Genomic DNA, 25,441 nt, shown 5'->3' with positions numbered 1-25,441 from the left:
GCGTCTACCTCTCTTTGATGAGTTTTCTAAGTTTTGATAAGAAGAAAGATGGTACCTTTTTCTCAATATTGATGTCTTGTCCAGTGTATTGATCGGCGATTTGGGTTATTGCTCTTGCAACGGAAGACTTTTGATCAAATAAAAGAAAAGGAACTTGACTAATTACAGCCTCACTAACCGTCCTATCGTCTGGTAAAATACCTAATGGGTTTATTTGTACATTTAAAAATCGTTTAATGACATGCTGCATTCGATTCATTGTATTTAACCCATTTTTATGATTAAGTGCCCGATTGACAAGTAATCGAAGGTTCACATCACGGTTTTTCTGTGTGATATGTTTAATAATAGCATACGCATCGGTTAAGGAGGTCGGTTCAGGTGTAGTAACGACAAAACATTCATCAGCAGCGAGCATAAAATACATGCTACCTTCTGTTACCCCTGCCCCCATATCAAAAATAATGAAGTCATAACCATTAATCAGTTGCTTAAGTTCCTCTAAGAAATATTGAAATTTCTCTTCGTCCATAGAAAAAATATCAGATAGGCCAGAACCAGCTGCAATATAGGATAGGTTGTGTGGACCCTGCTCTATGATGTCATGGATAGAAAGGTGTTCATCGAACAGATTCACAATTGAATATTTGGCGGAAACCCCTAACAGAATATCAATATTTCCCATCCCTATATCTAGATCAAATATTAAAACTTTCTTCTCTTTTTGTGATAGAGCAAGAGAGAAATTTAGAGCAAAATTTGACTTTCCAACGCCACCTTTTCCACTTATGATGGCAATAGTTTTGGCTTGCTTGATAGAACGCAAGCTGTCAATTCGTTTTCTTAGCTCAGCTGCTTGATCACTCATCTTTTCCTTCACCAACTATCATTTCACAAATTTTTGAAACGGATGATTCCTCAATATCATCTGGCACGTCCTGCCCATTGGTAAGATAAGCTACTCCTATTCCATACGTTGTAGAGAGATTCAGAATGGCTCCATATACGGAGGTTTCATCCTTTTTGGTAAAGATAAGTTGTTTAATCGGTATATTCATGAATTGGCTTACCAGTTCATGTAGATCTTTGGATCTAGTTGTAAGAGACAGTACAAGGTAGGTATCGAAATCTCTCTCCACATCGTGTATTTCTTTTAATTGCTGAATATAGGCAGGATCTTTAAAATTACGGCCTGCTGTATCAACTAGTACTAGATCATAATCAGAGAACTTTTTCCTTGCTTCCTGGTAATCCGCTAATGAATAAGCGATTTCCAATGGCACTTCTAAAATCTTGGAGTAGGTTCTTAGTTGGTCAATAGCTGCGATACGATAGGTATCCATCGTAATCAAAGCAACTTTCTTTTTTTGATTTAACACTTGATCTGCAGCAATCTTAGCAATGGTCGTCGTTTTTCCAACACCTGTCGGTCCGACGAAATGAATAAACTGTTGATTCGAATCTTCTTTGCCAAATGGCTGTTTTGCCAACTTCGCTCGAATCCCTTTCATTACAAGTGGTCTAACGTTATTGGATTGGTTCTCGTTATACTCCTCCATCACGATATCCATAATTTCTTTTGCGATTTCTTCATGCACTTCCTGATCTAATAAGTGATCATAATAATGCTGAACCGGCTCAGGATAGGAAGAAGGTTGTGTCCCGTGCTTCGCTACCCATGCTTTTAATTCTTTAATTTCTTTAAGAACTAAATCATCTTTTGGAATAGATTTAATCGGTTGCTGTCGGACAACAGGTTCACTTCTCTTTATTTCTGGAGGAACAGCTGAAGGAGCGGGCTTCGGCTCTTCTTTTGGCTTCTTTGGTGCAGGATCAAGAGCAGCTATAACCTCGACGTTTCGTTTTTTAAAGAGTCCTAAGAAACCTCCTCTTAGGACTACTTTGGAATTAAGAATAACCGCGTCGGCCCCTAAGTCTTTCCGTATTTGATTCATCACTTCAGGCATGGTTGGTGCAGTAAATTTTTTTACCTTCATGCGACATTCACCACTCCTACGCTTTGGACTTCTAAGTTCGGCTCTAATTCGTTATAAGACAAGACAACGACTTGCGGTAAAAAGCGATCTAATAATTGTTTTACATACATTCGAATAGCTGGGGAACAAAGGACGATTGGTGTTTCTTGTTGTAAGGACAATTGTTCTACACTCTCTGATACAGACCTCATAATTAATTGCTGGGAATCTGGATCCAAGGATAAATAGCTTCCATGCTCCGTCTGCTGTATATGGTCTGCAATTAGTTTCTCTACACTTGCTGACATCGTAATCACTTTTAAGGAACCATTATCCTCCGATACATATTGTTGCGTAATTTGAGCAGATAGTGCCTGTCTCGCATATTCTGCTAACAAATCGGAATCATTTGTCATTTTTCCAAAGTCAGCTAATGTTTCGAAAATAACTGGTAAGTTTCGAATTGATACGTTTTCTCTCAATAGCTTCGCTAAAACCTTCTGAATATCCCCAATTGATAACGGATCTGGTGTGACTTCTTCGACTAGAATCGGATATGATTCTTTTAAATGATCGATTAATTGCTTCGTTTCTTGTCTTCCTAATAGCATGTGCGAATATCGTTTAATTACTTCTGTAATATGTGTAGAAACAACAGATGGCGGATCTACTACCGTGTAGCCGGATAACTCTGCTTCATCCTTTAACTCTTCCGTAATCCATTTTGCCGGTAATCCGAACGCAGGTTCTACCGTTTCAATCCCTTCTAATAAATCATCCTCCGAGCCTGGGCTCATTGCTAAGAAATGATCTAACAAAAGCTCCCCTTTTGCTACTTCGTTTCCTTTTACTTTCAAACGATATTCATTCGGATTAAGTTGAATATTATCTCGTATTCTTACAACTGGTATTACAATTCCTAATTCAATTGCTAGTTGGCGACGAATCATGACAATTCGGTCTAATAAGTCTCCTCCTTGGTTCGTATCCGCTAATGGAATCAGTGCATACCCAAATTCAAACTCAATCGGATCCATGCTCAACAACCCAACAACGTTCTCAGAAGACTTCATCTGTTCACTCGCTTCTTCCTCTTCTTCTGATTCAGTAGGTAGTTCCTGAACTTCTGGGACTCTAGATAGCCAGTATCCACCAAATGCTAAAACAGCTGCAATGGATGTGGTCAAGAAAAAGTTAATCGGCGTTAATCCTAGTAAGAAAATGGTTCCTGCCGCAATGTAAAGCAATTTCGGAAACTGAAAAAGCTGCTTCGTAATGTCACTACCTAAGTTTCCTTCTGTTGTAACCCTCGTAACTACAATACCTGTTGCGGTCGAAATCAGTAAGGCTGGTATCTGACTTACCAGTCCATCTCCTACGGTTAACTGCATATAGGTCGTAATTGCTTCTTGAAAGCCCATATCCATTTGGACCATTCCAATTATTAATCCAAAAATAATATTTATAAGGACAATAATTATTCCGGCAATTGCATCCCCTTTTACGAATTTACTTGCACCATCCATAGCTCCGTAAAAGTCAGCTTCTTGTTCAATTTTTTCACGTCGATCTTTCGCTTGATGTTCCGAGATCATTCCAGCATTCAAATCAGCATCGATACTCATTTGTTTCCCAGGCATCGCATCAAGGGTAAATCGAGCTGCAACTTCTGATACCCTCTCAGAACCTTTCGTAATAACTAAAAATTGAATAATAATCAGAATTAAGAAAACAACAAAACCTACTAGAGGGTTGTCTCCAATTACGAATGTACCAAACGTTTCTACAACTCCACCCGCGTCTGCTTCTGAAAGAATAGATCTTGTTGTAGAAACATTCAATCCCAGTCTAAACAAAGTAAGCAAGAGCAATAGTGAAGGGAAGATAGATAATTCAAGCGCACTGCTCGTATTCATCGAAACGAGAATCACGAGTAATGCTAGCGATATGTTGATTAATATAAGGATAGATAGCATCCATCCAGGCAAAGGTACAACAAGCATCGCAACGATTAGAATAACCGCTAATAGAACGGACATATCACGTAGCTTCAATCCTTAATCCTCCTAACTCTTGTTTGTTTTTTGTTCGATGCTATATACATAGGCCAGGATCTCTGCAACTTGTTGGAAAAAATCTTCTCCAATCACTTGATCAATTTCAACCTGTGCATATAATGCTCTTGCTAGTGGACGATTTTCTACAAGCATTACATCGTTTGCTTTCGCAACTTCTCGTATTCGAAAAGCTACATAATCGACTCCCTTAGCAACAACATAAGGGGCATCTGCTTTTGCTTCATCATACTTAATCGCTACTGCATAGTGAGTAGGGTTTGTGATGACCACGTCGGCTTGAGGAATTTCACTCATCATTCTTCGCATGGCCATTTGTCTTTGTTTTTCTTTTATTTTCGACTTAATTAGTGGATTTCCTTCAATATTTTTATATTCATCCTTAATGTCATTTTTGGACATTCGAAGATTTTTTTCATGGTCATATTTCTGATAAGCATAATCAAAAACAGCTAATATGAGTAAAGCAATGGAGGCTGCAAGCCCCATTTGTATTGTAATATTTCCAAAAAACGCTAAAGCCGATTGGACGTCCTTATGGGAAAGAAGCATCATTTCTTCTTTATTCATCCATAGGACCGCAAACGTTATACTGCCTACTACTGAAATTTTCAATATCGATTTTACGAGTTCAACTAAAGCACGGACGGAAAAAATACGCTTCGCCCCTTGAATCGGATCAATCTTACTTAACTTTGCTTTCAATGGTTCTGTTGTATAAAGGAAACCAACTTGTGCTAGGTTTGAGGCTACTCCTGCAATCATCGCTATTCCCATTACAGGAGCGATGGCTTTGCTGATTTCAATGGTCGATTCTACGAATATATGCTCAATGGTTTTTTCAGTTAGATCTAATAATATATATTCCGAAAACGAAGTTCGGAAAAAGGCTAACATCGTATCCTTCATATAACCGCCGGTAACAATAAACGTGAAAAAAACAAAAATTAAGAGTATTGCAGTACTAATTTCTTGACTCTTGGCAACCTGCCCTTTTTTCCTAGCATCTTGGCGCTTTTTTGGAGTTGCTTTTTCTGTTTTCTCACCAGCAAAAAACTGTAAATCTAACCGAAGTTCCACCTAAGCACCTCCAAACAATAGCATTAATCCTCTCATGGACTCTGTCGCATATTCAAACAGACTCCGAACAAGTGTAAAGTAAACACCCATGGACACCACGAGTAAAAGAAAACTCACTAAAATTTTTAATGGCAATCCAACTACAAATACATTAAGTTGTGGAACGGTACGAGCTACAATCCCAAGTGCAACATCTACTAAAAATAAACAACCTACGATTGGCATCGCCATTTGAAAAGCGATAATAAAAAGCTTACTAATAGTCTGCATGGCGAACTCCGCAATCCCTTGATCTCCAAAAGCAACCATTTTATCGATTGGAACCAATTGATAACTATAAAATATCCCATCAATGAGTAAATGGTGGCCATTTACTGCTAACAAAAATAGCAGAGCAACCGTATAAAAGTACTGTCCTGTCAAAGGACTTTGGGCACCGGTTTGCGGATCCATGACATTGGCAATCGCAAAACCCATTTGAAAATCGATTAATCCTCCTGCGATCTGGATTGCAGCCATAATCATGTATGCCACAAGACCAATCAATAATCCAATCAGTGCCTCTTTCATCACAAGTAACAAAAAGGTGTAATCAAATGTGATTTCAGGTATCGGAATCGTATAGAACATAATCCAAGCTAGAAAAAGGCTAAAGCCTACTTTAAAAATGGTAGGTACATTTCGATAGGAAAAAATAGGTACCGTAACAAAAAATGCAGTGACCCGCATAAACACCAATAAAAACCCAGGAAACTTCGTAAAATCAATTAACTCTAACATGATTTACCCAACAAACCTATTCAAGTTTTCGAATAAATTAGATGTGAATTCTACCATCCTAGTTAACATCCATGGCCCAAAAAACACTAAACCGACTAGAACAGCAACAATCTTAGGTATGAAAGCCAATGTTTGTTCCTGGATTTGCGTAGTTGCTTGGAAAATACTTACGACCAATCCGACTACCAAGGCTAGTATAAGAACAGGGGCTGTAATAATCAAAACTGTATAAATACCTTGTTCCGCTAAAGAAATAACAAATTCTCCGGTCACGGCAATCCCCTTTCACCAATTAAAATCCTTCTAATATAGAATGTGTGATTAGATACCAGCCATCAACTAAAATAAAGAGTAAAATCTTAAACGGTAAGGAGATCATAACTGGCGGTAACATCATCATCCCCATGGACATTAGAACACTAGCAACAGCCATATCTATTACTAGAAATGGAATAAAAATCATAAATCCCATTTGAAATGCCGTTTTCAATTCACTTATAGCGAATGCAGGGACCAGGGTAGTCATCGGAATGTCTTGAATCGTTTCAGGTCTTTCCATTTCTGCATAGTTCATAAACAAAGCTAAATCCTTTTGTCTCGTATGCTTGGCCATAAATTCCTTTAAAGGAACGCTTGCTTCCTCATACGCTTCATCTAATGAAATTTCTTCGTTAAAGAGCGGAGTCAGTGCGTTATCATTTATCTCATTAAAGGTAGGAGCCATAATGAAAAAGGTTAGAAATAGTGCTATACCGATTAACACCTGATTCGGCGGCATTTGCTGCGTCGCTAATGATGTTCTTACAAATGACAGAACGATAATAATCCTCGTAAAAGATGTCATTAGAACTAAGATACTTGGTGCTAAAGAAAAAACCGTTAATAATAATAGAAGCTTGACAGACGTCGACACATTGGTAGGATCGGAGCCAGAAAAAATATCAATAAATTCATTCATGATTGTCTTCGCTCCTATTATTTCGTCGGTCTATCAGTTGGTTTCGAATCGATTTCACTTTCGATAGCTCGTTTTGAAACGCATGTTGAAACTCACTTTTCTTCGATGAGTCGGAAGGGTCGTTCTTGTCTTTTGTTGTGTTCAACAAGGATGAAATCCAATTACTTGGATTTACGGACGACTCCTCACTATTTTTCAATTCTTGGAGCGTATCTTTATCTGTAATCTCCGTGAGTAACTCGATATTATCTCCCACTCCAACTACAAAAACTTTCTCTCCAATTCGAACAATTTGCATCGATTTATTTGCACCTAATGATAGACCGCCTAAATTTTCTAATGTTCGGACTCTCTGAAACATTTTATTTCGTTTATTAATAAACTTTAAAAGAAAATAAATAAGTGCAAGGATAAATCCTAAAGCTAAAATCAGCTTTATAAAGGTAAAGAAAAGATTTGATTCTTGACCGGATTCATCTTGGACGTTTGTTATGGCATCTTGATCTTCTTGCTGCTCCCCTTCTTTATCTTCCACGGAATCCCCTTGGTCCGTGTCACACTTCTCCGGGTTTTTAAAACATTCCGTTACACTTGGTGCAGCTTCCACTTGGACAAATGACGTAATAGAAACGAATAAGAGAAAGCACAAGATGATTTTTTTTAACATACGCTCACCGCTTTTATATTAGTCCAATGCTTTCGAGATGGCTTCTAGTACGCGATCCGCTTGGAATGGTTTTACGATGAAATCTTTAGCGCCGGCTTGAATTGCATCTATAACCATTGCTTGTTGACCCATTGCAGAACACATGATAACTTTTGCCTCTCCACTAAGTCCTTTAATTTCTTTTAATGCTGTAATACCATCCATCTCAGGCATTGTAATATCCATTGTTACTAGGTCCGGAGACAACTCTTTAAACTTCTCTACTGCTTGAGCCCCATTTTCGGCTTCCCCTACTACTTCAAAACCATTCTTACTCAAAATGTCCTTAATCATCATTCTCATAAATGCTGCATCGTCTACGATTAATATTTTTTTACCCAACCTTAATCTCCCCTAACTTCTACATTGTTTAGTTTATTTTAAGTTTCTAAGTCTATCAGATTGACTAACGATATCTGTTACACGAACCCCAAAGTTCTCCTCGATTACGACAACCTCACCCTTCGCAATTAGTTTGTCATTTACAAGAATGTCTACAGGTTCTCCAGCTAATTTGTCCAACTCGATAATGGAGCCAGTAGATAATTCAAGAATGTCTTTTACAGAGCGTTTGGTTCTACCAAGCTCTACTTTTACATTTAATCCAATATCTAAAAGCAAATCTAAGTTTCGTTGTTCTTTCGCAGGCAGTTCTACTTGGTCAAACGAAGAGAACTCGGCTGCTTGTACATTTGCGTTTGCCATACTATGACCACCAATATGCTTCGGCTCTTGCTGCACTTGATTACTAGATTGTCCTGCAGCAGAAGACGGAGAATTTTGATATGTCTGACCCTGTTCCTTAGGAGACTCAGGTGCAGCACTATCTTGTGTCAATTCTTGAGGTGGGTTCATCAGTTGATCAACCAATTCTTTCGCAAAAGAAACTGGTAATAACTGCATGATGCTGGAATCTATTAATGTACCAATCTTAAGCTGGAAGGATACTTTCACATACACATCTTCTTGCTCTAGATGTTTGGCACCTTCGCTTTCTTCCCCATCTAAAATAGCGATGGAAGGTGGGGAAATATCTACTTTCTTCGTAAACACAGTCGACATACTTGTTGCTGCTGTTCCCATCATTTGATTCATCGCTTCTTGAACAGCACTTAAATGGATATCATTTAATTCATCTGCAGGTGCTGTTCCATCTCCACCAAGCATAAGATCTGCAATAATAGCAGCGTCATGTGATTTTATAACAAAAACGTTAGTACCCCGAAATCCCTCTGTGTACGTGACCTCCACCCCTACATGGGGTTGCGGAAATTCGTTGATTAAGTTTTCCTTCGTAATCATGGATGTTTCAGGTGTTGTAATGTCAACTTTTTGGTTAAGGAGTGTCGATAATGTAGTTGCTGATGTTCCAAATGAAATGTTTCCAATCTCTCCTAATGCATCCTGCTCCATTGTCGAAAGATAATCGTCAATCGGAGGGTTATTTGAAGAAGTTGTGTTTTCTTCTGACTCATCTCCTGAACCATTTAAAAGAGCATCAATTTCATCTTGAGACAGCATTCCATCATTCGTCATCTTCCGTCCCTCCTTTTATTTCTTCAATAATTTGGACTGCAAGCTTGCTTTTCTTCTTACCAGGCTGAACTCGAAATTTCGCTTGATTTCCAACATGCAGCGATAACGGCTGATCAATAGGTTGATCTAACATAATCACATCATTAAGGTTTAAATGTAAAAGGTCCTCCATGGAAATGCTTGATTCACCTAATACTACCTTCAAATCCATACTCGCTTTTTCGATTGTCTTGGTTAAGTTTTTGTATTCCTCTGGCTTACTGATTGAAGTACTCTTTGTTTGCATCCAATAATGTACGGATAGTCTAGGAATAATGGGCTCCAAAACTACGTGTGGAATGCAAATATTAATCATCCCTGAACTTTCACCAATCGTTGTGTTTAAGGAAACAACGACTACTGTTTCATTCGGAGATACAAGCTGTAAAAACTGTGTATTTACTTCAAACTCTTCTAAGACCGGAGTAATGTCCGTTACAGAACTCCACGCTTCTTGTAAATTCTCCATTGCTCGCTCAAACAAAGAGGTCATTAACGTTGTTTCAATTTCGGTTAAATTCTCAACTTTGTTTACACTTGCACCTCGTCCACCAAGCTGACGATCCATCATGGCATACGCAATATTAGGATTGAATTCAATCACTATTCTTCCTTCTAATGGAGCCACACTATAAATATTTAAAATTGTCATCTTAGGAACAGATCGTACAAATTCTTCATACGGAATTTGGTCAACAGACGCAACTGAGATATTTACATACGTTCTTAGCTGAGCCGAGAAGTACGTCGTCAATAATCGGGCAAAGTTTTCATGAATTCTGGATAAGCTCCTAATTTGGTCTTTAGAAAATCGAAGAGCCCGTTTGAAATCATATACTCGTACCTTTCGATCCTGTTCTTCTTGTTTTAGCTGATTTGCATCCATCTCCCCAGTCGATAATGCGGAAAGTAATGCGTCTATTTCATTCTGTGATAGAATATCCTCTGCCAACGTTTCTCACCCCCATCAGGAGTACTATCTTTATTGTAGAACCTTACTAATTGTATAAACGTCTACAATTTTTCCTTCTTCCATTACTTTGTTTAATTCAACAACCAATTTCTTCTCAATTTCTGAAAGCTTATTTTGAATGTCATCCGCTGTCAAAGGTGATAATTGCTTTATCATTATATTTTTCATTTGAAAGCTACGCTTCTCAATTTCTTCTTTGGCTTCTTTACTATCTCCAACGATTTGATATTGAATTTTTAGGTAGCTTCCATCCTTCAAGTCGGTTGTTACTTCCGGAACCTCAAAGGAGTACTCCGCCATTTCATCTGCGGTTAGTTCTTTAACTTTTTCTTCTTCCTTGTCCCCTGTAAGGTTTAGAACAAGCACAACCGCAACTGCTCCTACTATTGTAAGGACGACTAGTACGGAGATTAAAATAGTCAAAAATTTACGATTCATCTTCGTCACCTACTTTACTAATAACACCTGTTAAACCAACCTTACGATAGAACAATTGAATCAACTCAACCACTTCTTGTTGAGATTCACGGACCACTAACTTCTTACTGGAAGTCAGGGTAATTGTCGTATCAGGGAAAGATTGAATTTGTTCAATATATAACGCATTTAAGGTGAAGGAATCACCATTTAATCGTGTTAACTTAATCATAAAATGGAGGGAGCTAGGCGGACCTAGCTCCTCACCTCCCTCTTGTTGATCTATCGGTTATCTGTTTTATGCACTAAGCTTAACGCTTAAGATTTACTAGCTCTTGTAAGATTTCATCAGAAGTTGTGATAATTCTTGTATTCGCTTGGAAACCACGCTGTGCTGTAATCATTTCTGTGAATTCTTCCGCTAAGTCTACGTTAGACATTTCTAGGGCACCAGCTACTACAGAAGCTGATCCGTCTTGTTGTGGGATGACCATGTCTTCTAAAGCGTTAAATTGGTTATCCCCATCTGTATTAACACCAGCGTTTCCGGTAAGACGGAATGCATTATTTCCGGCTTTTTCTAAACCACCTGGGTTAGAAAACTTAGCTAAGCGAATTTGACCAGCTTCTTTTACTTTTCCGTCCGCATCAACGTACATTACTTTACCATCGCTTTGAACACTAAAACTAGATGCAGTTTCTGGTATTTGTAATCGACCAAGTTGATAGGTTGCGTTTCCACCTTGATCTGCTGCAGTATTTTCTGCACCTAACAAATAATTTCCATTCGCATCTACAATAAATCCATCGTCATCTAAATAGAAATTACCAGCACGTGTAAATGTAATCGTTGAGTTATCCATGTCAACTTCATTGGAAGTTGCATTTAATGCTAAGTTATTTCCAATGACAAACATTCCATCGCCTTCAAGAGCAAAGTCCAACATGCGATTTGTTGTTTGTCTATTCCCTTGTGTGTGAATGTTATCGATAGACCCTACTTGGGAACCAAGACCAACTTGAGCTGGGTTAACCCCACCACGAACTCCACCAGCTACAGGTGCTTCTGCTCCAGAAATCGTTTGACTCATCATATCTTGGAACGTAACCCGTCCCTTTTTAAATCCAGAAGTACTCACATTTGCGATGTTATTCCCGATAACATCTAATTTCGTTTGAAATCCTCTCATACCAGAAACTCCAGCATACATTGAACGTAACATGTCATTTATTCTTCCCTTCAGATTTTAGTCCTAGCTGCTTCGTTCATTCCACAGCTATTTGGCCTCCCTTAAAGGGTCCAGCCTGTTTACAATAAAATTGCACCATTGATATTCGTAAAAATCTTGCTTTCCACTTCCGACCGATCCATTGCGGTCACAACCGTATGATTTTTCGTGCTAACTAGAAGTGCTGCATCGTTCGTGATTACAAGTGATTCTGTAATTCCTTTTTGCTTTGCCTCTGTCACTTTCTCGGATATTTTTTGCCAAAGGCTCGGTTCAATGGTTATATTTCTTTGCTGTAGTCTTTCTTGCGCATGTTTACTAACCTTTAAGCCTTGTGCCGACTGCAATACATCTTTGAACGCGGTAGTTTGACCGGTTGGAACCTTTGGTGACTGTTTCGTAGGTCTCGGAAGTTGGAGTGCCTGGGTTTGTAATTGCTGAATACGATGATCCATGCACATTACCTTCCTTCTACTTATTCGTTTGTTTCTTCTTCAGCTGCTTCTTGCGTAACCTTTGTTACACTTCCTACATTAATCTTAGAACCATCTGTAAGCTCTAATAAAATATTTCCTTCACTTTGCAACACAGATTTTACGGTACCTGTTTTCGTTTCTTTCACTTGTCCCGTCTCTTCATCGATCACTTCATACGAAACATCTTTACCGATTAAGTTGCTAAACTGAATGACGTTGGCAATAGACTGATTATTTGCCAAGTTCGTGACGACAGAAGAAATATTCATCATTTGCTCTAAAGATGAAAATGTAGCCATCTGAGAGATGAACTCTTTATCTTCCATCGGGTTCAAAGGATCCTGGTTTTTAATTTGAGCCATTAAAATTTTTAAAAACTCGTCTTTCCCAAGTGCAGATCCTGTCGTTCCACGTGACTGGTTAGCTAAGTACAAATTTGGATCGATTTTTGTCAATCGACTCACCTACACTTTCTCGTTCATCAAAATATCACTAAAGCTTATCCCAGATTCTTCTTCCTCATTTTGACTGTCCTCTGCTACATAAGACGATTGCTTATTTTCAGATGACTGTCGATCTTCTTGGAGACTTTGCTTCGGATTATCACTGTTTTGCTGGTTTAATAGAGATCCTTCTTGTTTCTCAACCACGACTTGTTGAGGAGAAAACATATGCTTTAACTGATGCATGTTACTTTCAAGCATATCCTTCGCCGCTTGAGATTGAACAAGAATCTTAACAGTCGTTTCTCCGTTTAATTGCGTCATTTTTATTAAGATATCACCGAGATGCTCTGGTCGTAGCTTCAAAAATAACTGTGAATTGTTATTTTTGGATAGAAATTTACTAGATTGCAAGACTCTTTGTATTTCATTAAGTAATTTGGTTTCTGCTGTTTCCTCTGAGTTTCCTTGACCAACATGAATGATATATTGTTCAACTTGACTCATTGGCATGTTTGTTAGTGTTGTACCAACAGGAGCTTGTCCTGCACTCACATCATCAACCGCAGTTGTTCCAACGGAGTTAACCAATTGTTTGACCCATTTACCAATATCACTGCTCGTGACTTGTGCAGACTGTTGATACTTTTGTTGACCTTGAAATGTTTCTCGCTTTTGATATGCGTCTAACAGCTTGCTCCAGATTGTTTGTTCTTTAGATTGCAGGCCAGACTCATTTGTTAACAAGCTTTGAGCGGACTGTCCAGCTTGTTTTTCAACAGCAGTCCATTGTTCTAGAAGTTTTAATAGCTTCATTTGCGTTTCCTTTGGAACTTCCCCTTGGCTAGAAAGCTGCTGCAGTAATCCTTTTACTTGCTCAAACATCGCATTCAGTTTAGCGACTGTATCTGAATCTAGAGATTTAGATTCCACGTTCACAACCGTTGTCTGCTCAATTTGTCCAAGAAAGGCAACTACCAAATTCTTCAAGTCAGGTTGTTCTTCTATCAACTTATTAATCTGTTGAAGTACGTTTTCTTCTCCCGCTTCATCTGAAGATTCCAATCCCCATTTTTCTAAAAGGGTTGTAACAACTTCTATTAACTCCTCAGGAAGGCCTTCTAGTGTTTCCATGAGCTGTTTCATGTCGACTTCTTTTAATTTATCCACACTACCGAACAGACTAGCTTCCTTAACAGTTGTATTCTGTTGTACCTGTGATTGCTTTCCAAGACTCTCCTTTGTATCAGATTGTCCTGTCTGTTTACTTGAAGCTTCTGTCGCATTGGATTGCTTTGTTTGTTTGCTTGAAGTTTCTATCCCATTGGATTGCTCTGATTGCTTACTAAGAACTTGTCCAAATACTACTTCACCTTTTGCTTTATCATTGGACTTTTGATTTGTTGCTTGCGTCGGTTTGTTCGCTACTGCAACTGGTGCCACAATCCCAATTCCGTTACTCATTATTTTCACCTCCTTTCAAATACCCTAGGAATGAATTACTCTTCTGCTAATAATGCAGTGGTAAAGGTTGCAGCCTGCTCTGGTTCCATCGCACCTAAGATTAATCCTCGTTCTTCACTCGGAACATTTCTTAGTACTCGAACCGCTGTCGCCACTTCTAGGTTTGCGATGATGGGTGCTGCTTCTTCTGGATCCATTCCTTCAAAGGAGGCAGAAACATCTTTCAAGACGTTTTGCTGTTCTTCCTCATTCGTTTTATTTTGCTCTTCTAACTGACTAGAAAGCTTTGCTACCTCCTGTGTCAGCTCATCAACCTCTGCCTCTTTTTCTTGCAGGCTCGATTTTAGTGCTTCTATTTCTTCATTCTTACTTGCCACTGCCGTTTCAACCTGCTCCTTACTATCTTCCGCTCTCTTTTCAGCCGTAGCTTGCTTGACCTCTTCTTCTGTATCAATAATAGAGGAAAGACCTGGAACATGATTGGCAATATTTTTGGCTTGGTTTAGAACATCCACTCCTGCAATCGTCATAATTATGCCAGTTAATGTAATTGCAAAGACTAGAGGAATGATAATAATAAAGAGCCATTGGAGAAAACCAGCTTTTTCTTTCTCTTGTAATTCTGCTTTTGCCATAATCTCACCTATTTCTAACCGAATACTGCTGTAAAGAAATTTCATCCATAAAGGAGTTTTCCTGCAGTTTTAGTTGTTCGGATAGTTTTTGCTTTTTATTTTCAATCATTTTTTCAAACTTTTTCACTTCAATATGCGCATCCGTTAGTTTCAGCTGAAAAGATTCCATATTAAGTCTCGCTTCATTCACAGTGTACTGCACTTCTTGAATGACCTGCTGCAGCTTATCCATATAAGAAGAATGGGAAGCTAGCATATCGATCGATACAGCCTTGTCTAGTTGTCTTTGGTAATTTTCCTCTGCTTCTTCTTTTTTTCGGAGAAGCTCATATAGCTTTGTCGCTACTTCTTCAAAGCTATCCACGGACTGCTTATAGGCTTTTTGAGCTTCCTTCTTTTCTCGTTCTTTTACTTGTAATATCTTTTCAAATGTTTGGATAAACGCCATTATGGACCACTCCCATTTACTAGCTCCATCATTTGTTCATACGCCTCTTCAATGGTTACTACTTCTTCCGTACCTTGTTTCAAAAATTCGATAATACGGGGATAATAGTGAATGGCTTCGTCTACCTCACGACTTGAACCTTTCTTGTATGCCCCAATTTGAATTAATTCATAGTTGTCCTCATACGTTGCTAGAAGGGTTCGAATTCGTTGGGCAAGTTGCATTTGTTCTGGACCAGCTATTTGAGGCATTACACGACTTATCGACTTTAAAACATTCAGTGCCGGAAAGCGTCCTTGCTCTGCAAGCTTTCGATCTAACACAAAGTGTCCATCTAGAATTCCACGTGTAGTATCCGCAATTGGCTCATTCATATCGTCACCGTCTACTAACACGGTGTAAAACGCGGTGATTGTACCTGCTTTGCTGGTTCCAGTTCGTTCTAACAGCTTAGGCAGGGTAGCAAATACAGAAGGTGTATAACCCTTTGTGGTCGGTGGTTCTCCCGTTGCAAGTCCTACTTCACGCTGTGCCATCGCAACCCGTGTTACGGAATCCATCATTAAGTTCACTTGATAGCCTTGATCCCTGTAATATTCACTAATAGCAGTCGCCGTATAAGCACCTTTGATTCGCATAAGGGCTGGTTGATCAGAAGTCGCCACAACAATAATAGACTTTTTACGTCCTTCGTCTCCGAGGTCTTTTTCCAAGAATTCACGGACCTCTCGTCCCCGTTCCCCAATTAGTGCGATGACATTAATATCCGCACTACTATTTCGGGCAATCATTCCTAGAAGTGTACTTTTCCCAACACCACTTCCAGCGAAGATTCCAATCCGTTGACCTTTTCCTACTGTAAGCAAGCTATCAATGGCTCTAACACCGACTTGAATCGGTTCACGGATAGGTGGACGATCAAGCGGATTAGGAGGAGTTTGCTCCGATGGATAAGGACTAAGCCCCTTCGGTAATGCAGAGCCATCTAACGGTTTACCCAACGGATCTACAACAGAACCAATCATACCCATTCCTACTTTTATAGTTAGCGGGTGGCCGGTTGCCTCAACAAGGCAGCCCGGACCGATATCTTTTAGCTGTCCATAAGGCATTAACAAAACTTTTTCATCATTAAACCCAACAACCTCTGCCATAATAGGCTCACTCCCTCTTGAAGAGGGGTGAATATAGCAAACATCTCCTACACTAGCTTCTGGTCCTTTAGATTCAATCATGAGCCCAATTACTCTATGAATCTTTCCATATCGCTTATACGTGTCTATTTGCTCTAATCTATCAACGTATTTAGTTATGTTCACGACCAACCTCCTGCGCGATATCAAAGAGTTTATTTCGAATCTCGTGAAGTTGACTTTCTATTCCAGCATCGATTCTTCCGAAAGGAGATTCAACGATACAGCTCCCAACCGATAAGGATTCATCTGGATAGATAGCTAAGTCCACATCCTCTTTAACGATATTCTTTAGCTCTTCCTTATTAGATAAAACAAGAGGATATTGATCTGGGTTTGCATAAATCGCAACTTTCATCTGGCCCTTCACTTCATCAAGAACAGCTTTGACAATGCTTAAATATTGGTCTGGTTGTTCTACCTCATGACGTAGTATTCTTTCTGCCACTTTTAGTCCTAAATGTAGAATTGTTTCTTCACTCTGTAGTACCGTTGATTTCGCATCGTCTTTCGCGGTTTGAATAATGTTCTTGGCTTGTTCTATATGCATGGCATATTCTTGTTTTCCTGCTTGCTCTCCTGATTGAAAACCTTCTTGATAACCTTCTTCTTTCGCGGCTTCTTTCAGGCGTTCTCTTTCTTCTACCCATTGCTGCTGTTCGATTCGAATTTTTTGATGTGCTTGATCTAACATGTCCTGTGCTTCTTGTTTTGCTCGATTTAATTCTGTGACGGCATGATCCAGTTTTTCTTGTATAGCTTGCTTTGTTTCTTCCTCATCCACCTCTTCTAAAGGCTTTTGGAAAGTAATAGGCTTTATCCCAATTACTTTACTTGCGGCTGGCTGGCTATATTTAAAAACACTAGACAATGATATCGTCACCTCCACCACGAGCAATTACAATTTCGCCTACTTCTTCTAATCTTCTAATTACTGAAACAATTCTACTTTGAGCTTCCTCGACATCACGCAATCGAACAGGTCCCATGAATTCCATCTCTTCTTTGAACGTTTCTGCCATTCTTGTTGACATGTTTTTGAATAATACTTCTCGAACTTCTTCGCTTGCCACTTTTAGAGAAAGTCTGAGATCGTCGTTTTCCACATCACGGATAACACGTTGAATGGCTCTGTTATCCAATGTAACGATATCTTCAAAGACAAACATTCTCTTCTTAATTTCTTCGGCAAGCTCTGGATCTTGAATTTCAAGCGCATCAAGGATTGTTCTTTCTGTACTTCTGTCAACGCCATTTAACACTTCCACCACTGCTTGGACCCCACCCGTTTGTGTGTAATCCTGAGTAACAGTAGTAGATAGCTTTCGCTCTAATATTTGTTCTACTTCAAAAATCGTTTCTGGTGATGTAGAATCCATCAGAGCTATTCTTCTAGCAATATCTGCTTGCATTTCTTGTGGTAGCTCAGAAAGAATCTGACTTGATTGAGTTGCATCTAAATACGATAAAATAAGTGCAATTGTCTGTGGATGCTCGTTTTGAATAAAGTTCAATATTTGTGATGGTTCTGCTTTACGAGCAAAATCGAAAGGCTTTACTTGAAGAGAAGAAGTTAACCGATTGATAATGTTAACCGCTTGCTGCTCTCCAAGTGCCTTTTCTAATACCGTTTTGGCGTAGTTAATTCCACCTTGGGTTATATAATCTTGCGCAAGAGCAATTTGATGGAATTGTTCCACTACATCCTCTTTTTGATCGGGATCTACTTTTTTAACCGATGATATCTCCAAAGTGAGCTTCTCAATTTCTTCTTCTGACAAATGCTTGTAAATTTGAGCGGAAACATCTGGCCCCATCGAAATAAGTAGGATAGCGGCCTTTTGTCTACCGGTAAGTTTTGTTTGTCTAGCCATAAAGGGCGCCTCCTAATCTTCTGCTATCCAACTTCTCAGAAGCTTGGCAAAATCCTCTGGTTTTTCCTTTGCCATTTTCTCCAGTTGCTTTCTTCTTACAGTTGACTCTGAATCCTGTCCCTTTTCCATTTCAGGAACAGAAAATTCTTCTGTCAACGGTACGTCTGTTACTGCAACTTCTTCTTCTGCAGTGTTATCTCTTCTCCTCCTCATTAACCAAATCACCAAGCCTGCAATCACTAATAAAGCAGCCCCACCAGCAATATAAACCCATGTAGGGATTCCAGTTGCTGGAACGTCAGGTGTAGCTTGACCTTGGAACTCTTGGAAAACGATGGATACTTTGTCTTCCGGAACCACCTCGCCATAGCCTTCATCAACAGAAGTGGTAATGATAGAATTTAGAATGGAAGAAATTCCTTCTTCAACTGCTAATTGTTCTTCCTCAGATAAAAGCTCAACTTCTCCGCCATTTTCTGCTGGATATTTCGTTTTATCTACTGCTACTTGAATACCTAAATCTCTAATTTTATAAGGACTCTCTACGATATCCTTCTTAATGCGATTAAACTCATTGTTAATCGATTCTTTGACCATTTCGTAGTCACCAGTTGTTCCATCTTCTCCAGCTGGATAATTGGCAACATCTTCTTCACCAGCTCCTACCACTCCGTCCGCTGGTGGTGTACCTGTGTAGGTTTCTTTGATTGTTTCAATACTTACTGGCAAACCTTCCATATCTTCTTCGTTAACTGGTTCAACCAACTCTTCTGTCCGATTCTCTTGTGTAAAATCGATATCTGCTGTTACCGATGCGATAACTTTATCTTGACCTACCATCATTCCAATCATTTGTTGAACACGTCGTTGAATATCACGTTCAATATCGTTTTTTACATTTTGCTGATACGTATAAACATCAGAACTTCCAGCAGTCGTTGTCGGATTTTCTAAATCAAAATACTGAAAGTTTTGGTCCATGATGACGATATTCTCTGTAGGAAGGTTTGGAACAGTTTTGGAAACAAGGCGGTACAAAGTCTCAACTTGACTCTGTTCAAATTGATAGCCTGGCTTTGTTGATACAACAATAGATGCCGAGGCTGCCTCTGCTTGATCGCTGACAAAGACTGGATCTTGTGGTTTATTAATCATAACCTTTGCGTCCTCAATACCCTCTACACTTTTTATTAAGTTTGCTAGCTCTGTTTGCATAGCATCCAATTTTATCAAATTAAACTCATTATCGGTCATTCCCCATGATGCATTTTTACTAAAGAAGGAATAATCTATATTTCCACTGTCTGGAAGACCTTGCGATGCTAGATCCACTAGTAAAGATTCCACTTGGTCATCTGGTACCAGAATCGTAGTTCCGCCTCCATCTAGTTCATATGGGACGGATCTAGCATCAAGCTCTGCCTTAATTTGTCCAACCTCTTGAAGGGACAAATTATTATATAGCGGAACCATATTGGTACGATTCATAAAAAATCCAGAAATACCGATAACTAGGATGATTGCAATGATGGCTCCAATTATGAAACGCTTCTGTTTTCCTGATTTGGAAGACCAAAAGCTTAATAATTTGTCTTTTATTGCATTCAGATTCTGTTTCATTTCTCGCCCCCGCCAATTAAAACAAATAGATTTAAACTATATTAGACTTGCATTCTCATAACTTCGGTATAAGCGTCGATTACTTTTCGTTGTACTTCTACAGCTGTTTGTAATGCAATACTAGATTTCTGAGCTGTAATCATGACATCATGCAAATCATTGATTTCTCCCTTTGCTAAAGCCTGTGTTTTCATATCTGATTGAACTTGATAACTATTAAGTGTATCAATCGCGTTTTTCAAAGTGGTTGAGAATTTTTGTTGAGCTTCACCTGGAGAAACAGACGAAGTGTTGTTTGTAGATAGAACCGTTGGTGTTTGCAGGGAACCTATCTTCGTTAATTCCATTGGATTACTTACCCTCCTTTATATTTCTTATCATCATTTATTTACCAATTTCCAATGCTTTCAGCAGCATACCTTTTGTTGCATTCAATGCCGTTACGTTCGCTTCATAAGATCTTGTTGCACTCATTAAATCGACCATCTCTTGTAATGGGTCTACGTTAGGCAGCTGAACATAGCCTTCTTCATTTGCATCAGGATGATTAGGATTGTACACCAGCTTAAATGGCTCATCGTCCTCAACAATTTCTTTTACACGAACTCCGTTACCTACACTAGAAGAGCCCGCTCTCGCTCTTTGTAAAAAAGAATTAAAAGACGCATCTTTTGGTTGAAAGACAACCATTTTCCGGCGATAAGGTTCATACTCCCCATTTTCATTAATGGTTGCTCGCGTAGTTTCTGCATTCGCTAAGTTCGAAGAAACAGTATCCATTCGTAATCTTTGAGCAGTTAACGCACTCGCACTTGTATTAATCGAATTAAAAATACCCATACCCTACCTACCTCCTTTAATTACTGTTTGCAGGCTCGAAAACTTTCCATTCAGACGGTCCACTAAACTTTCATAATAAATTTGATTCTTAGCTAGCTCCGTCATTTCTTTATCAATATCTACATTATTTCCATTGTTGCTGTACGTCGTATTGTTATTAGATACGATTTGAAAGGAATGTTGCTCTGCGCTACTTGAAAAAGGGATATGTTTGGGATGAGTACGCTTTGCTATAAACTGTTTATTTATTTGTTCGTCTAATACTTCAGAAAAAACGACACTTTTTGCTTTGTAATTCGGTGTGTCCACATTTGCGATGTTATTTGATATAGTCTGGTTTTTCACAGATGCATAATCAATCGATCGTTCCAAGCTAGTGATTGTATTGCCAAACAGTGACAATTTCTTCTCCTCCTTTTTTCACAGGACGGTCATAAAGCGTCTATCTTTATCGAATATTGTAATTTAATTGGTTATACTTGTCCATGAAAAATTGGCATAATATGACTTTAGTAGCGAATAAAATATAAGTCTTAGGTAATTAGCACTAGTTCTTCCACTACATTTTTCCACTTAATCGACAAGTGTGTCGAAAATTGTAAAAAACCCTAGTCATATTATCACATAATGTAACAAAAATGAAAACTAGAAATTTATGAATTTCTGTTAACAATTTTTAGAACGTGTTAATTCATTCATGCAAAATGGTTGACAAAACCGAATGTAAAAGCACGAAAAAGGCATCTTCCAAGGGAAGATGCCTTTTTACAATTGTTATATTAATTTGATTTTAGTTTTTGAAGTTCCAATAGGAATTTGTTATTTAACACTTTAATATACGTCCCTTTCATTCCTAGAGAACGAGATTCAATGACACCAGCACTTTCTAATTTTCGAAGCGCGTTTACAATAACCGATCTTGTTATTCCTACACGGTCGGCAATTTTACTTGCTACCAGCAGCCCTTCGTTCCCCTCTAATTCTTCAAAAATATGTTCGATGGCTTCTAACTCACTGTAGGATAAGGAACTGATTGCCATTTGTACAACCGCTTTACTACGGGCTTCCATTTCAATCTCTTCCGTCTTTTCGTGAAGAATCTCCATACCAACAACCGTAGCTCCATACTCTGCCAATAATAAATCATCGTTATTAAAGCTTTGTGTTAATCGACTCAATATCAGGGTACCTAATCGTTCACCGCCACCAATAATCGGTACGATCGTTGTTAACCCATTCTTAAATAACTCTCTGTTTTCTACTGGAAACGCTGTATATTTACTATCAATGTCTATGTTTGATGTTGTTTCCTGTACGTTGAACAAGCTTTCTGTATATTCTTGAGGAAATTGTCTCTCTTCTAACATATTCTTCATTCTTTCATTCTCGATTTGCTGGTTAATCGCAAATCCTAATAACTTCCCTCTTCTGCTTACGATAAAAATGTTCGCTGTAATTATGTCACGTAGCGTAGCAGATACCTCGTTAAAATTGACAGATTTCCCTGTTGTTTTTTGCAGCAATGCGTTAATTTTCCTAGCACGATCTAATAGTTCCATGATGCTCCTCCAATCGGATTATAAAATATACTGACTTAAATCTTTGTTTTTGGCTATTGAGCCAAGTTTTTCTTCCACATAACTTCTGGTGATCTCTATTTTTTTCATATGGATATCTGGCGCTTCAAACGAAAGCTCTTCTAATAATTTCTCTAAGATAGTGTGTAATCGTCTTGCTCCGATATTGTCCGTCTCTTGGTTAACCTCATAAGCAACCTCTGCAAGTCTAGTCACCGCTTCCTCTGTGAATACTACTTGGATTCCCTCAGTTTCTAGCAAAGCTTGGTACTGTTTGAGCAGGGCATTCGACGGTTCTCGGAGAATTCGTTCAAAGTCCTCTACCGTTAATTTATCAAATTCGACACGAATTGGAAACCTACCTTGTAATTCTGGTATTAAATCGGATGGTTTGGCCATATGAAAGGCACCTGCAGCAATAAATAATATATGATCTGTTTTCACAGGTCCGTGTTTTGTTACAATAGTCGAGCCTTCTACGATAGGTAATATATCTCGTTGAACTCCTTCTCTAGACACATTCGCAGATTGTTCACTTTTTCCGGCCACTTTATCGATCTCATCGATAAAAATAATTCCAGTTTGTTCTACTTTTTGTATGGCTTCTTGAGTTACTTCATCCTGATCGATTAATTTTTGCGCTTCTTGTTGTGTTAGAACCTTTCTAGCTTCGGAAACAGGTAACTTACGTTTTTTAGTCTTCTTGGGCATCAATTGTCCAAACGCATCTTGCATGTTCATACCCATTTGCTCCATGCCAGATCCTTGTAACATATCAAACATAGAAGAACCTTGATCATCCACTTCGATAGTGACCATATGGTCTTCAAGCTCGCCCAATGCTAATTGGTGTTCTATTCTTTTCCGTTTCGTTTCTATTTCTTGTTGATCCTGCTGTTGGTCCTCTTCCGTATCATCATTCGATGAATTAGAGAAAAGCATTTCAAATGGATTACTCATTTTATTCTGCTTTTTAGCTACTGGGACAAGTATTTTTACAAGTCGCTTATTCGCCTGCTTTTCCGCCTTATCCGCAACCGTTTTCATCTTCTCTTCCTTCACCAATCGAACAGCCATTTCAACTAGATCTCGAACCATCGATTCGACATCACGCCCAACATAGCCGACTTCGGTAAACTTCGTTGCTTCTACTTTAACAAAAGGCGCACCAACGAGCTTCGCTAGTCTTCTTGCAATCTCCGTCTTCCCAACACCAGTAGGACCAATCATTAGAATGTTTTTAGGTACAATTTCATCACGAAAATTATCATCTAATTTCATTCTCCGATATCTGTTTCGCAATGCGACTGCCACCGATTTTTTTGCATTCTTTTGTCCTACAATGTACTGATCTAGCTGTTCTACAATTTGTCTAGGTGTCATTTCAATGGACATCAATCAATCACCTCTAGCGTAATGTGGTCATTTGTAAACACACAAATCTCTCCGGCTATTTCCAGAGCAGCTTGAGCAATTTCTTTTGCAGATAAATCATCTGAATACCTTTTCAATGCTCGGCCTGCACTTAACGCAAAATTCCCGCCTGAGCCAATCGCCAGCACACCGTCATCTGGTTCAATCACTTCTCCTGTTCCGGAAACGAGAAGCATGACGTCCTTGTTCATCACAATCAGCATCGCTTCTAACTTACGAAGTACTTTGTCACTTCTCCACTCCTTCGCTAATTCTACAGCCGCTCTCTGAAGATTCCCATTGTATGCTTCTAACATGGATTCAAACTTTTCAAACAGCGTAAAAGCATCGGCTACCGAACCAGCAAAGCCTGCTAAAACTTGGTCCTTATATAGTCTACGAACCTTTTTTGCTTTATGTTTCATTACGACGGAATTCCCTAATGTAACTTGCCCATCACCACTCATGGCACATTGACCGTTATGCTGTACCGCAAAAATAGTAGTTGCATGAAACTCCTGATTCAAAAGTATCCACCTCACTTAGTTATTCTGACGATTCGCTCTAGGATGACTGTTCATATAAATATTTCGTAAATGATCCTTGGAAACATGGGTGTAAATCTGTGTTGACGTTAAATGTTCATGTCCTAACAATTCTTGAACAACCCGTAAATCAGCACCTTCATTTAACAGATGCGTCGCAAACGTATGCCTTAATTTATGTGGATGAATATCTACCGTTAGTGCAGCTTCTTTTACAAGTTTATCCAAAATCACTCGAACGCCACGCGTTGTAAGCGCTCTACCTCGGGCATTTAAAAATACATTTCCTGAGTCGGTTTGATTCGTCAGTAACTTTTTTCTTCCATTATCTATGTATGTTAGTAGTGCATCTTCAGCAAATTTCCCAAATGGTAAGTATCTTTCTTTTTTCCCTTTTCCTCGAACAAGCATGGTACCTAAAAAAAAGTCAATATCATCCATCTTCAAACCGACACATTCACTTACACGGATACCTGTCGCATACATGACTTCTAATATTGCTTGATTTCGTTGCCCCAATGGAGTTGTACTATCACTAACTTCAAATAGCTTCTCTAATTCTTCTTTATAGAAGAAGCCGGGAACGGGTTGGTCAGTCTTAGGCAAGGTAACTGCTAAAAATGGGTTTTCAGAAACTACATCCTCCCGTTGTAAATACTTATAAAAGCTTCTAATACTTGAAATCTTACGCGAAACACTTCGTCTCGACAGCTGTTGATCATAAAGCGTAGTTAGGAATATACGTACGATTTGATAGTCAACTTCTTTAAGGTCTGAAATATTTTCTTTTTGTAAAAAATCAAAAAAAACCTGTAAATCATACGAGTAATGCTCTACAGTGTAAGGTGAAGCATTTTTTTCGATTTGCAGATATTCTACAAACGGACCCACGTACGCTTTTCCTTCCATGTTCTTCATCACCTTTCCGAAGGCGTATAAATAGTATCACAACTAAGTCTGTCCACGCAATAAATTTTACAAAATTGTAACAAAATTCTGAATTGTACTGGATATGTACCCAATTTCTATAATGCTCCTTACAAGACGGTAATTATAGCTCACAGATAGAAACCATGTCAATTGCTTATAGCAAGATTAACACTCTTGTAAATATTCTGTCACTATCATATATATTAGTCTTCCC

Annotated in this window: 30 protein-coding genes; all 30 read right to left on the bottom strand. The window is 38.7% G+C overall.

Annotated features, from left to right (window positions below; all coding sequences use genetic code 11):
* Nucleotides 1-4: 4 nt before the first annotated feature.
* Nucleotides 5-868, bottom strand: coding sequence for a MinD/ParA family protein (locus FN924_RS08430; RefSeq protein WP_143893533.1), 864 nt, complete (start codon nucleotides 866-868; stop codon nucleotides 5-7).
* On the bottom strand, nucleotides 861-1,997 hold the full coding sequence (flhF, locus tag FN924_RS08425; RefSeq protein ID WP_143893531.1) for a flagellar biosynthesis GTPase FlhF: 1,137 nt from the start codon (nucleotides 1,995-1,997) through the stop codon (nucleotides 861-863). Before flhF ends, FN924_RS08430 begins: the two co-directional genes overlap by 8 nt.
* Nucleotides 1,994-4,030 (bottom strand): flagellar biosynthesis protein FlhA, encoded by a 2,037-nt coding sequence (gene flhA / locus FN924_RS08420; protein WP_143893529.1) that lies wholly within the window; start codon nucleotides 4,028-4,030, stop codon nucleotides 1,994-1,996. The genes flhF and flhA overlap by 4 nt, the downstream gene beginning before the upstream one ends.
* A gap of 12 nt (nucleotides 4,031-4,042) precedes the next feature.
* Nucleotides 4,043-5,131 (bottom strand): flagellar biosynthesis protein FlhB, encoded by a 1,089-nt coding sequence (gene flhB / locus FN924_RS08415; protein WP_143893527.1) that lies wholly within the window; start codon nucleotides 5,129-5,131, stop codon nucleotides 4,043-4,045.
* The gene (gene fliR / locus FN924_RS08410) at nucleotides 5,132-5,911 is read right to left on the bottom strand and encodes a flagellar biosynthetic protein FliR (protein WP_143893525.1); all 780 of its coding nucleotides are present in this window, start codon (nucleotides 5,909-5,911) and stop codon (nucleotides 5,132-5,134) included.
* 3 nt (nucleotides 5,912-5,914) lie between these two features.
* A complete protein-coding gene (gene fliQ, locus FN924_RS08405) occupies nucleotides 5,915-6,184 on the bottom strand; it encodes a flagellar biosynthesis protein FliQ (protein WP_143893522.1) in 270 nt (89 codons plus the stop codon).
* 19 nt (nucleotides 6,185-6,203) lie between these two features.
* On the bottom strand, nucleotides 6,204-6,869 hold the full coding sequence (gene fliP, locus FN924_RS08400; RefSeq protein ID WP_143893520.1) for a flagellar type III secretion system pore protein FliP: 666 nt from the start codon (nucleotides 6,867-6,869) through the stop codon (nucleotides 6,204-6,206).
* Nucleotides 6,862-7,536 (bottom strand): flagellar biosynthetic protein FliO, encoded by a 675-nt coding sequence (gene fliO / locus FN924_RS08395; protein ID WP_143893518.1) that lies wholly within the window; start codon nucleotides 7,534-7,536, stop codon nucleotides 6,862-6,864. Before fliO ends, fliP begins: the two co-directional genes overlap by 8 nt.
* Before the next feature lie 18 nt (nucleotides 7,537-7,554).
* On the bottom strand, nucleotides 7,555-7,917 hold the full coding sequence (locus FN924_RS08390; protein WP_143893516.1) for a chemotaxis protein CheY: 363 nt from the start codon (nucleotides 7,915-7,917) through the stop codon (nucleotides 7,555-7,557).
* Between the two features lie 33 nt (nucleotides 7,918-7,950).
* On the bottom strand, nucleotides 7,951-9,111 hold the full coding sequence (gene fliY / locus FN924_RS08385) for a flagellar motor switch phosphatase FliY (protein WP_143893514.1): 1,161 nt from the start codon (nucleotides 9,109-9,111) through the stop codon (nucleotides 7,951-7,953).
* Nucleotides 9,101-10,102 carry a flagellar motor switch protein FliM gene (fliM, locus tag FN924_RS08380; RefSeq protein WP_143893512.1) on the bottom strand — a complete coding sequence of 334 codons (1,002 nt, stop codon included), beginning with the start codon at nucleotides 10,100-10,102 and terminating at the stop codon, nucleotides 9,101-9,103. Before fliM ends, fliY begins: the two co-directional genes overlap by 11 nt.
* Nucleotides 10,103-10,132: 30 nt before the next feature.
* Nucleotides 10,133-10,561: a flagellar basal body-associated FliL family protein gene (locus FN924_RS08375; protein WP_143893510.1), complete on the bottom strand. Its 429-nt coding sequence runs from the start codon at nucleotides 10,559-10,561 to the stop codon at nucleotides 10,133-10,135.
* The gene (locus FN924_RS08370) at nucleotides 10,551-10,772 is read right to left on the bottom strand and encodes a flagellar FlbD family protein (protein ID WP_143893508.1); all 222 of its coding nucleotides are present in this window, start codon (nucleotides 10,770-10,772) and stop codon (nucleotides 10,551-10,553) included. Before FN924_RS08370 ends, FN924_RS08375 begins: the two co-directional genes overlap by 11 nt.
* A 79-nt stretch (nucleotides 10,773-10,851) precedes the next feature.
* The gene (gene flgG / locus FN924_RS08365) at nucleotides 10,852-11,763 is read right to left on the bottom strand and encodes a flagellar basal body rod protein FlgG (protein ID WP_143893506.1); all 912 of its coding nucleotides are present in this window, start codon (nucleotides 11,761-11,763) and stop codon (nucleotides 10,852-10,854) included.
* Nucleotides 11,764-11,849: 86 nt separating this feature from the next.
* Nucleotides 11,850-12,224, bottom strand: a complete 375-nt coding sequence (locus FN924_RS08360; protein WP_143893504.1) for a TIGR02530 family flagellar biosynthesis protein — start codon at nucleotides 12,222-12,224, stop codon at nucleotides 11,850-11,852.
* Between the two features lie 20 nt (nucleotides 12,225-12,244).
* A complete protein-coding gene (flgD, locus tag FN924_RS08355; protein WP_323368643.1) occupies nucleotides 12,245-12,709 on the bottom strand; it encodes a flagellar hook assembly protein FlgD in 465 nt (154 codons plus the stop codon).
* On the bottom strand, nucleotides 12,710-14,152 hold the full coding sequence (locus FN924_RS08350) for a flagellar hook-length control protein FliK (RefSeq protein WP_143893502.1): 1,443 nt from the start codon (nucleotides 14,150-14,152) through the stop codon (nucleotides 12,710-12,712).
* Nucleotides 14,153-14,187: 35 nt separating this feature from the next.
* Nucleotides 14,188-14,787, bottom strand: a complete 600-nt coding sequence (locus tag FN924_RS08345) for a MotE family protein (RefSeq protein WP_158633973.1) — start codon at nucleotides 14,785-14,787, stop codon at nucleotides 14,188-14,190.
* Between the two features lie 4 nt (nucleotides 14,788-14,791).
* Nucleotides 14,792-15,235 carry a flagellar export protein FliJ gene (gene fliJ / locus FN924_RS08340; protein ID WP_143893498.1) on the bottom strand — a complete coding sequence of 148 codons (444 nt, stop codon included), beginning with the start codon at nucleotides 15,233-15,235 and terminating at the stop codon, nucleotides 14,792-14,794.
* Nucleotides 15,235-16,554, bottom strand: coding sequence for a flagellar protein export ATPase FliI (fliI, locus tag FN924_RS08335; RefSeq protein WP_143893496.1), 1,320 nt, complete (start codon nucleotides 16,552-16,554; stop codon nucleotides 15,235-15,237). The genes fliJ and fliI overlap by 1 nt, the downstream gene beginning before the upstream one ends.
* Entirely contained in the window at nucleotides 16,541-17,299 is a 759-nt protein-coding gene (fliH, locus tag FN924_RS08330; protein WP_158633972.1) for a flagellar assembly protein FliH, read from the bottom strand. The genes fliI and fliH overlap by 14 nt, the downstream gene beginning before the upstream one ends.
* Nucleotides 17,292-18,302 carry a flagellar motor switch protein FliG gene (gene fliG, locus FN924_RS08325; protein WP_143893492.1) on the bottom strand — a complete coding sequence of 337 codons (1,011 nt, stop codon included), beginning with the start codon at nucleotides 18,300-18,302 and terminating at the stop codon, nucleotides 17,292-17,294. Before fliG ends, fliH begins: the two co-directional genes overlap by 8 nt.
* Before the next feature lie 12 nt (nucleotides 18,303-18,314).
* Nucleotides 18,315-19,922 (bottom strand): flagellar basal-body MS-ring/collar protein FliF, encoded by a 1,608-nt coding sequence (fliF, locus tag FN924_RS08320; protein WP_143893490.1) that lies wholly within the window; start codon nucleotides 19,920-19,922, stop codon nucleotides 18,315-18,317.
* A gap of 41 nt (nucleotides 19,923-19,963) precedes the next feature.
* On the bottom strand, nucleotides 19,964-20,269 hold the full coding sequence (fliE, locus tag FN924_RS08315; protein ID WP_143893488.1) for a flagellar hook-basal body complex protein FliE: 306 nt from the start codon (nucleotides 20,267-20,269) through the stop codon (nucleotides 19,964-19,966).
* A gap of 37 nt (nucleotides 20,270-20,306) precedes the next feature.
* The gene (gene flgC / locus FN924_RS08310) at nucleotides 20,307-20,762 is read right to left on the bottom strand and encodes a flagellar basal body rod protein FlgC (protein WP_143893487.1); all 456 of its coding nucleotides are present in this window, start codon (nucleotides 20,760-20,762) and stop codon (nucleotides 20,307-20,309) included.
* A gap of 3 nt (nucleotides 20,763-20,765) precedes the next feature.
* Nucleotides 20,766-21,164 carry a flagellar basal body rod protein FlgB gene (gene flgB, locus FN924_RS08305; protein ID WP_143893485.1) on the bottom strand — a complete coding sequence of 133 codons (399 nt, stop codon included), beginning with the start codon at nucleotides 21,162-21,164 and terminating at the stop codon, nucleotides 20,766-20,768.
* Between the two features lie 377 nt (nucleotides 21,165-21,541).
* On the bottom strand, nucleotides 21,542-22,321 hold the full coding sequence (gene codY / locus FN924_RS08300; protein ID WP_143893483.1) for a GTP-sensing pleiotropic transcriptional regulator CodY: 780 nt from the start codon (nucleotides 22,319-22,321) through the stop codon (nucleotides 21,542-21,544).
* Nucleotides 22,322-22,339: 18 nt separating this feature from the next.
* Complete coding sequence (hslU, locus tag FN924_RS08295) at nucleotides 22,340-23,734, bottom strand: ATP-dependent protease ATPase subunit HslU (protein ID WP_143893481.1); 1,395 nt, start codon at nucleotides 23,732-23,734, stop codon at nucleotides 22,340-22,342.
* The gene (gene hslV / locus FN924_RS08290) at nucleotides 23,734-24,279 is read right to left on the bottom strand and encodes an ATP-dependent protease subunit HslV (RefSeq protein ID WP_143893479.1); all 546 of its coding nucleotides are present in this window, start codon (nucleotides 24,277-24,279) and stop codon (nucleotides 23,734-23,736) included. Before hslV ends, hslU begins: the two co-directional genes overlap by 1 nt.
* 15 nt (nucleotides 24,280-24,294) lie before the next feature.
* On the bottom strand, nucleotides 24,295-25,206 hold the full coding sequence (gene xerC, locus FN924_RS08285; protein ID WP_407692011.1) for a tyrosine recombinase XerC: 912 nt from the start codon (nucleotides 25,204-25,206) through the stop codon (nucleotides 24,295-24,297).
* Nucleotides 25,207-25,441: the final 235 nt, after the last annotated feature.

The organism is Radiobacillus deserti (assembly GCF_007301515.1).
In the GTDB taxonomy this organism is placed as follows: Bacteria; Bacillota; Bacilli; order Bacillales; family Amphibacillaceae; genus Radiobacillus; species Radiobacillus deserti.
The sequence above is the reverse complement of the archived record's forward strand: the minus strand, read 5'-3'. Positions and strand labels throughout refer to the sequence as shown.

What these genes read in the sequence shown, in the direction of transcription:
- FN924_RS08430 (WP_143893533.1), bottom strand. Translation starts at nt 868, where the DNA reads ATGAGTGATCAAGCAGCTGAGCTAAGAAAACGAATTGACAGCTTGCGT.
- flhF (WP_143893531.1), bottom strand. Translation starts at nt 1,997, where the DNA reads ATGAAGGTAAAAAAATTTACTGCACCAACCATGCCTGAAGTGATGAAT.
- fliR (WP_143893525.1), bottom strand. Translation starts at nt 5,911, where the DNA reads ATGTTAGAGTTAATTGATTTTACGAAGTTTCCTGGGTTTTTATTGGTG.
- fliP (WP_143893520.1), bottom strand. Translation starts at nt 6,869, where the DNA reads ATGAATGAATTTATTGATATTTTTTCTGGCTCCGATCCTACCAATGTG.
- fliO (WP_143893518.1), bottom strand. Translation starts at nt 7,536, where the DNA reads ATGTTAAAAAAAATCATCTTGTGCTTTCTCTTATTCGTTTCTATTACG.
- fliY (WP_143893514.1), bottom strand. Translation starts at nt 9,111, where the DNA reads ATGACGAATGATGGAATGCTGTCTCAAGATGAAATTGATGCTCTTTTA.
- FN924_RS08375 (WP_143893510.1), bottom strand. Translation starts at nt 10,561, where the DNA reads ATGAATCGTAAATTTTTGACTATTTTAATCTCCGTACTAGTCGTCCTT.
- FN924_RS08370 (WP_143893508.1), bottom strand. Translation starts at nt 10,772, where the DNA reads ATGATTAAGTTAACACGATTAAATGGTGATTCCTTCACCTTAAATGCG.
- flgG (WP_143893506.1), bottom strand. Translation starts at nt 11,763, where the DNA reads ATGTTACGTTCAATGTATGCTGGAGTTTCTGGTATGAGAGGATTTCAA.
- FN924_RS08360 (WP_143893504.1), bottom strand. Translation starts at nt 12,224, where the DNA reads ATGGATCATCGTATTCAGCAATTACAAACCCAGGCACTCCAACTTCCG.
- FN924_RS08350 (WP_143893502.1), bottom strand. Translation starts at nt 14,152, where the DNA reads ATGAGTAACGGAATTGGGATTGTGGCACCAGTTGCAGTAGCGAACAAA.
- FN924_RS08345 (WP_158633973.1), bottom strand. Translation starts at nt 14,787, where the DNA reads ATGGCAAAAGCAGAATTACAAGAGAAAGAAAAAGCTGGTTTTCTCCAA.
- fliJ (WP_143893498.1), bottom strand. Translation starts at nt 15,235, where the DNA reads ATGGCGTTTATCCAAACATTTGAAAAGATATTACAAGTAAAAGAACGA.
- fliG (WP_143893492.1), bottom strand. Translation starts at nt 18,302, where the DNA reads ATGGCTAGACAAACAAAACTTACCGGTAGACAAAAGGCCGCTATCCTA.
- fliF (WP_143893490.1), bottom strand. Translation starts at nt 19,922, where the DNA reads ATGAAACAGAATCTGAATGCAATAAAAGACAAATTATTAAGCTTTTGG.
- fliE (WP_143893488.1), bottom strand. Translation starts at nt 20,269, where the DNA reads ATGGAATTAACGAAGATAGGTTCCCTGCAAACACCAACGGTTCTATCT.
- flgC (WP_143893487.1), bottom strand. Translation starts at nt 20,762, where the DNA reads ATGGGTATTTTTAATTCGATTAATACAAGTGCGAGTGCGTTAACTGCT.
- codY (WP_143893483.1), bottom strand. Translation starts at nt 22,321, where the DNA reads ATGGAACTATTAGATCGTGCTAGGAAAATTAACGCATTGCTGCAAAAA.
- hslU (WP_143893481.1), bottom strand. Translation starts at nt 23,734, where the DNA reads ATGTCCATTGAAATGACACCTAGACAAATTGTAGAACAGCTAGATCAG.
- xerC (WP_407692011.1), bottom strand. Translation starts at nt 25,206, where the DNA reads ATGGAAGGAAAAGCGTACGTGGGTCCGTTTGTAGAATATCTGCAAATC.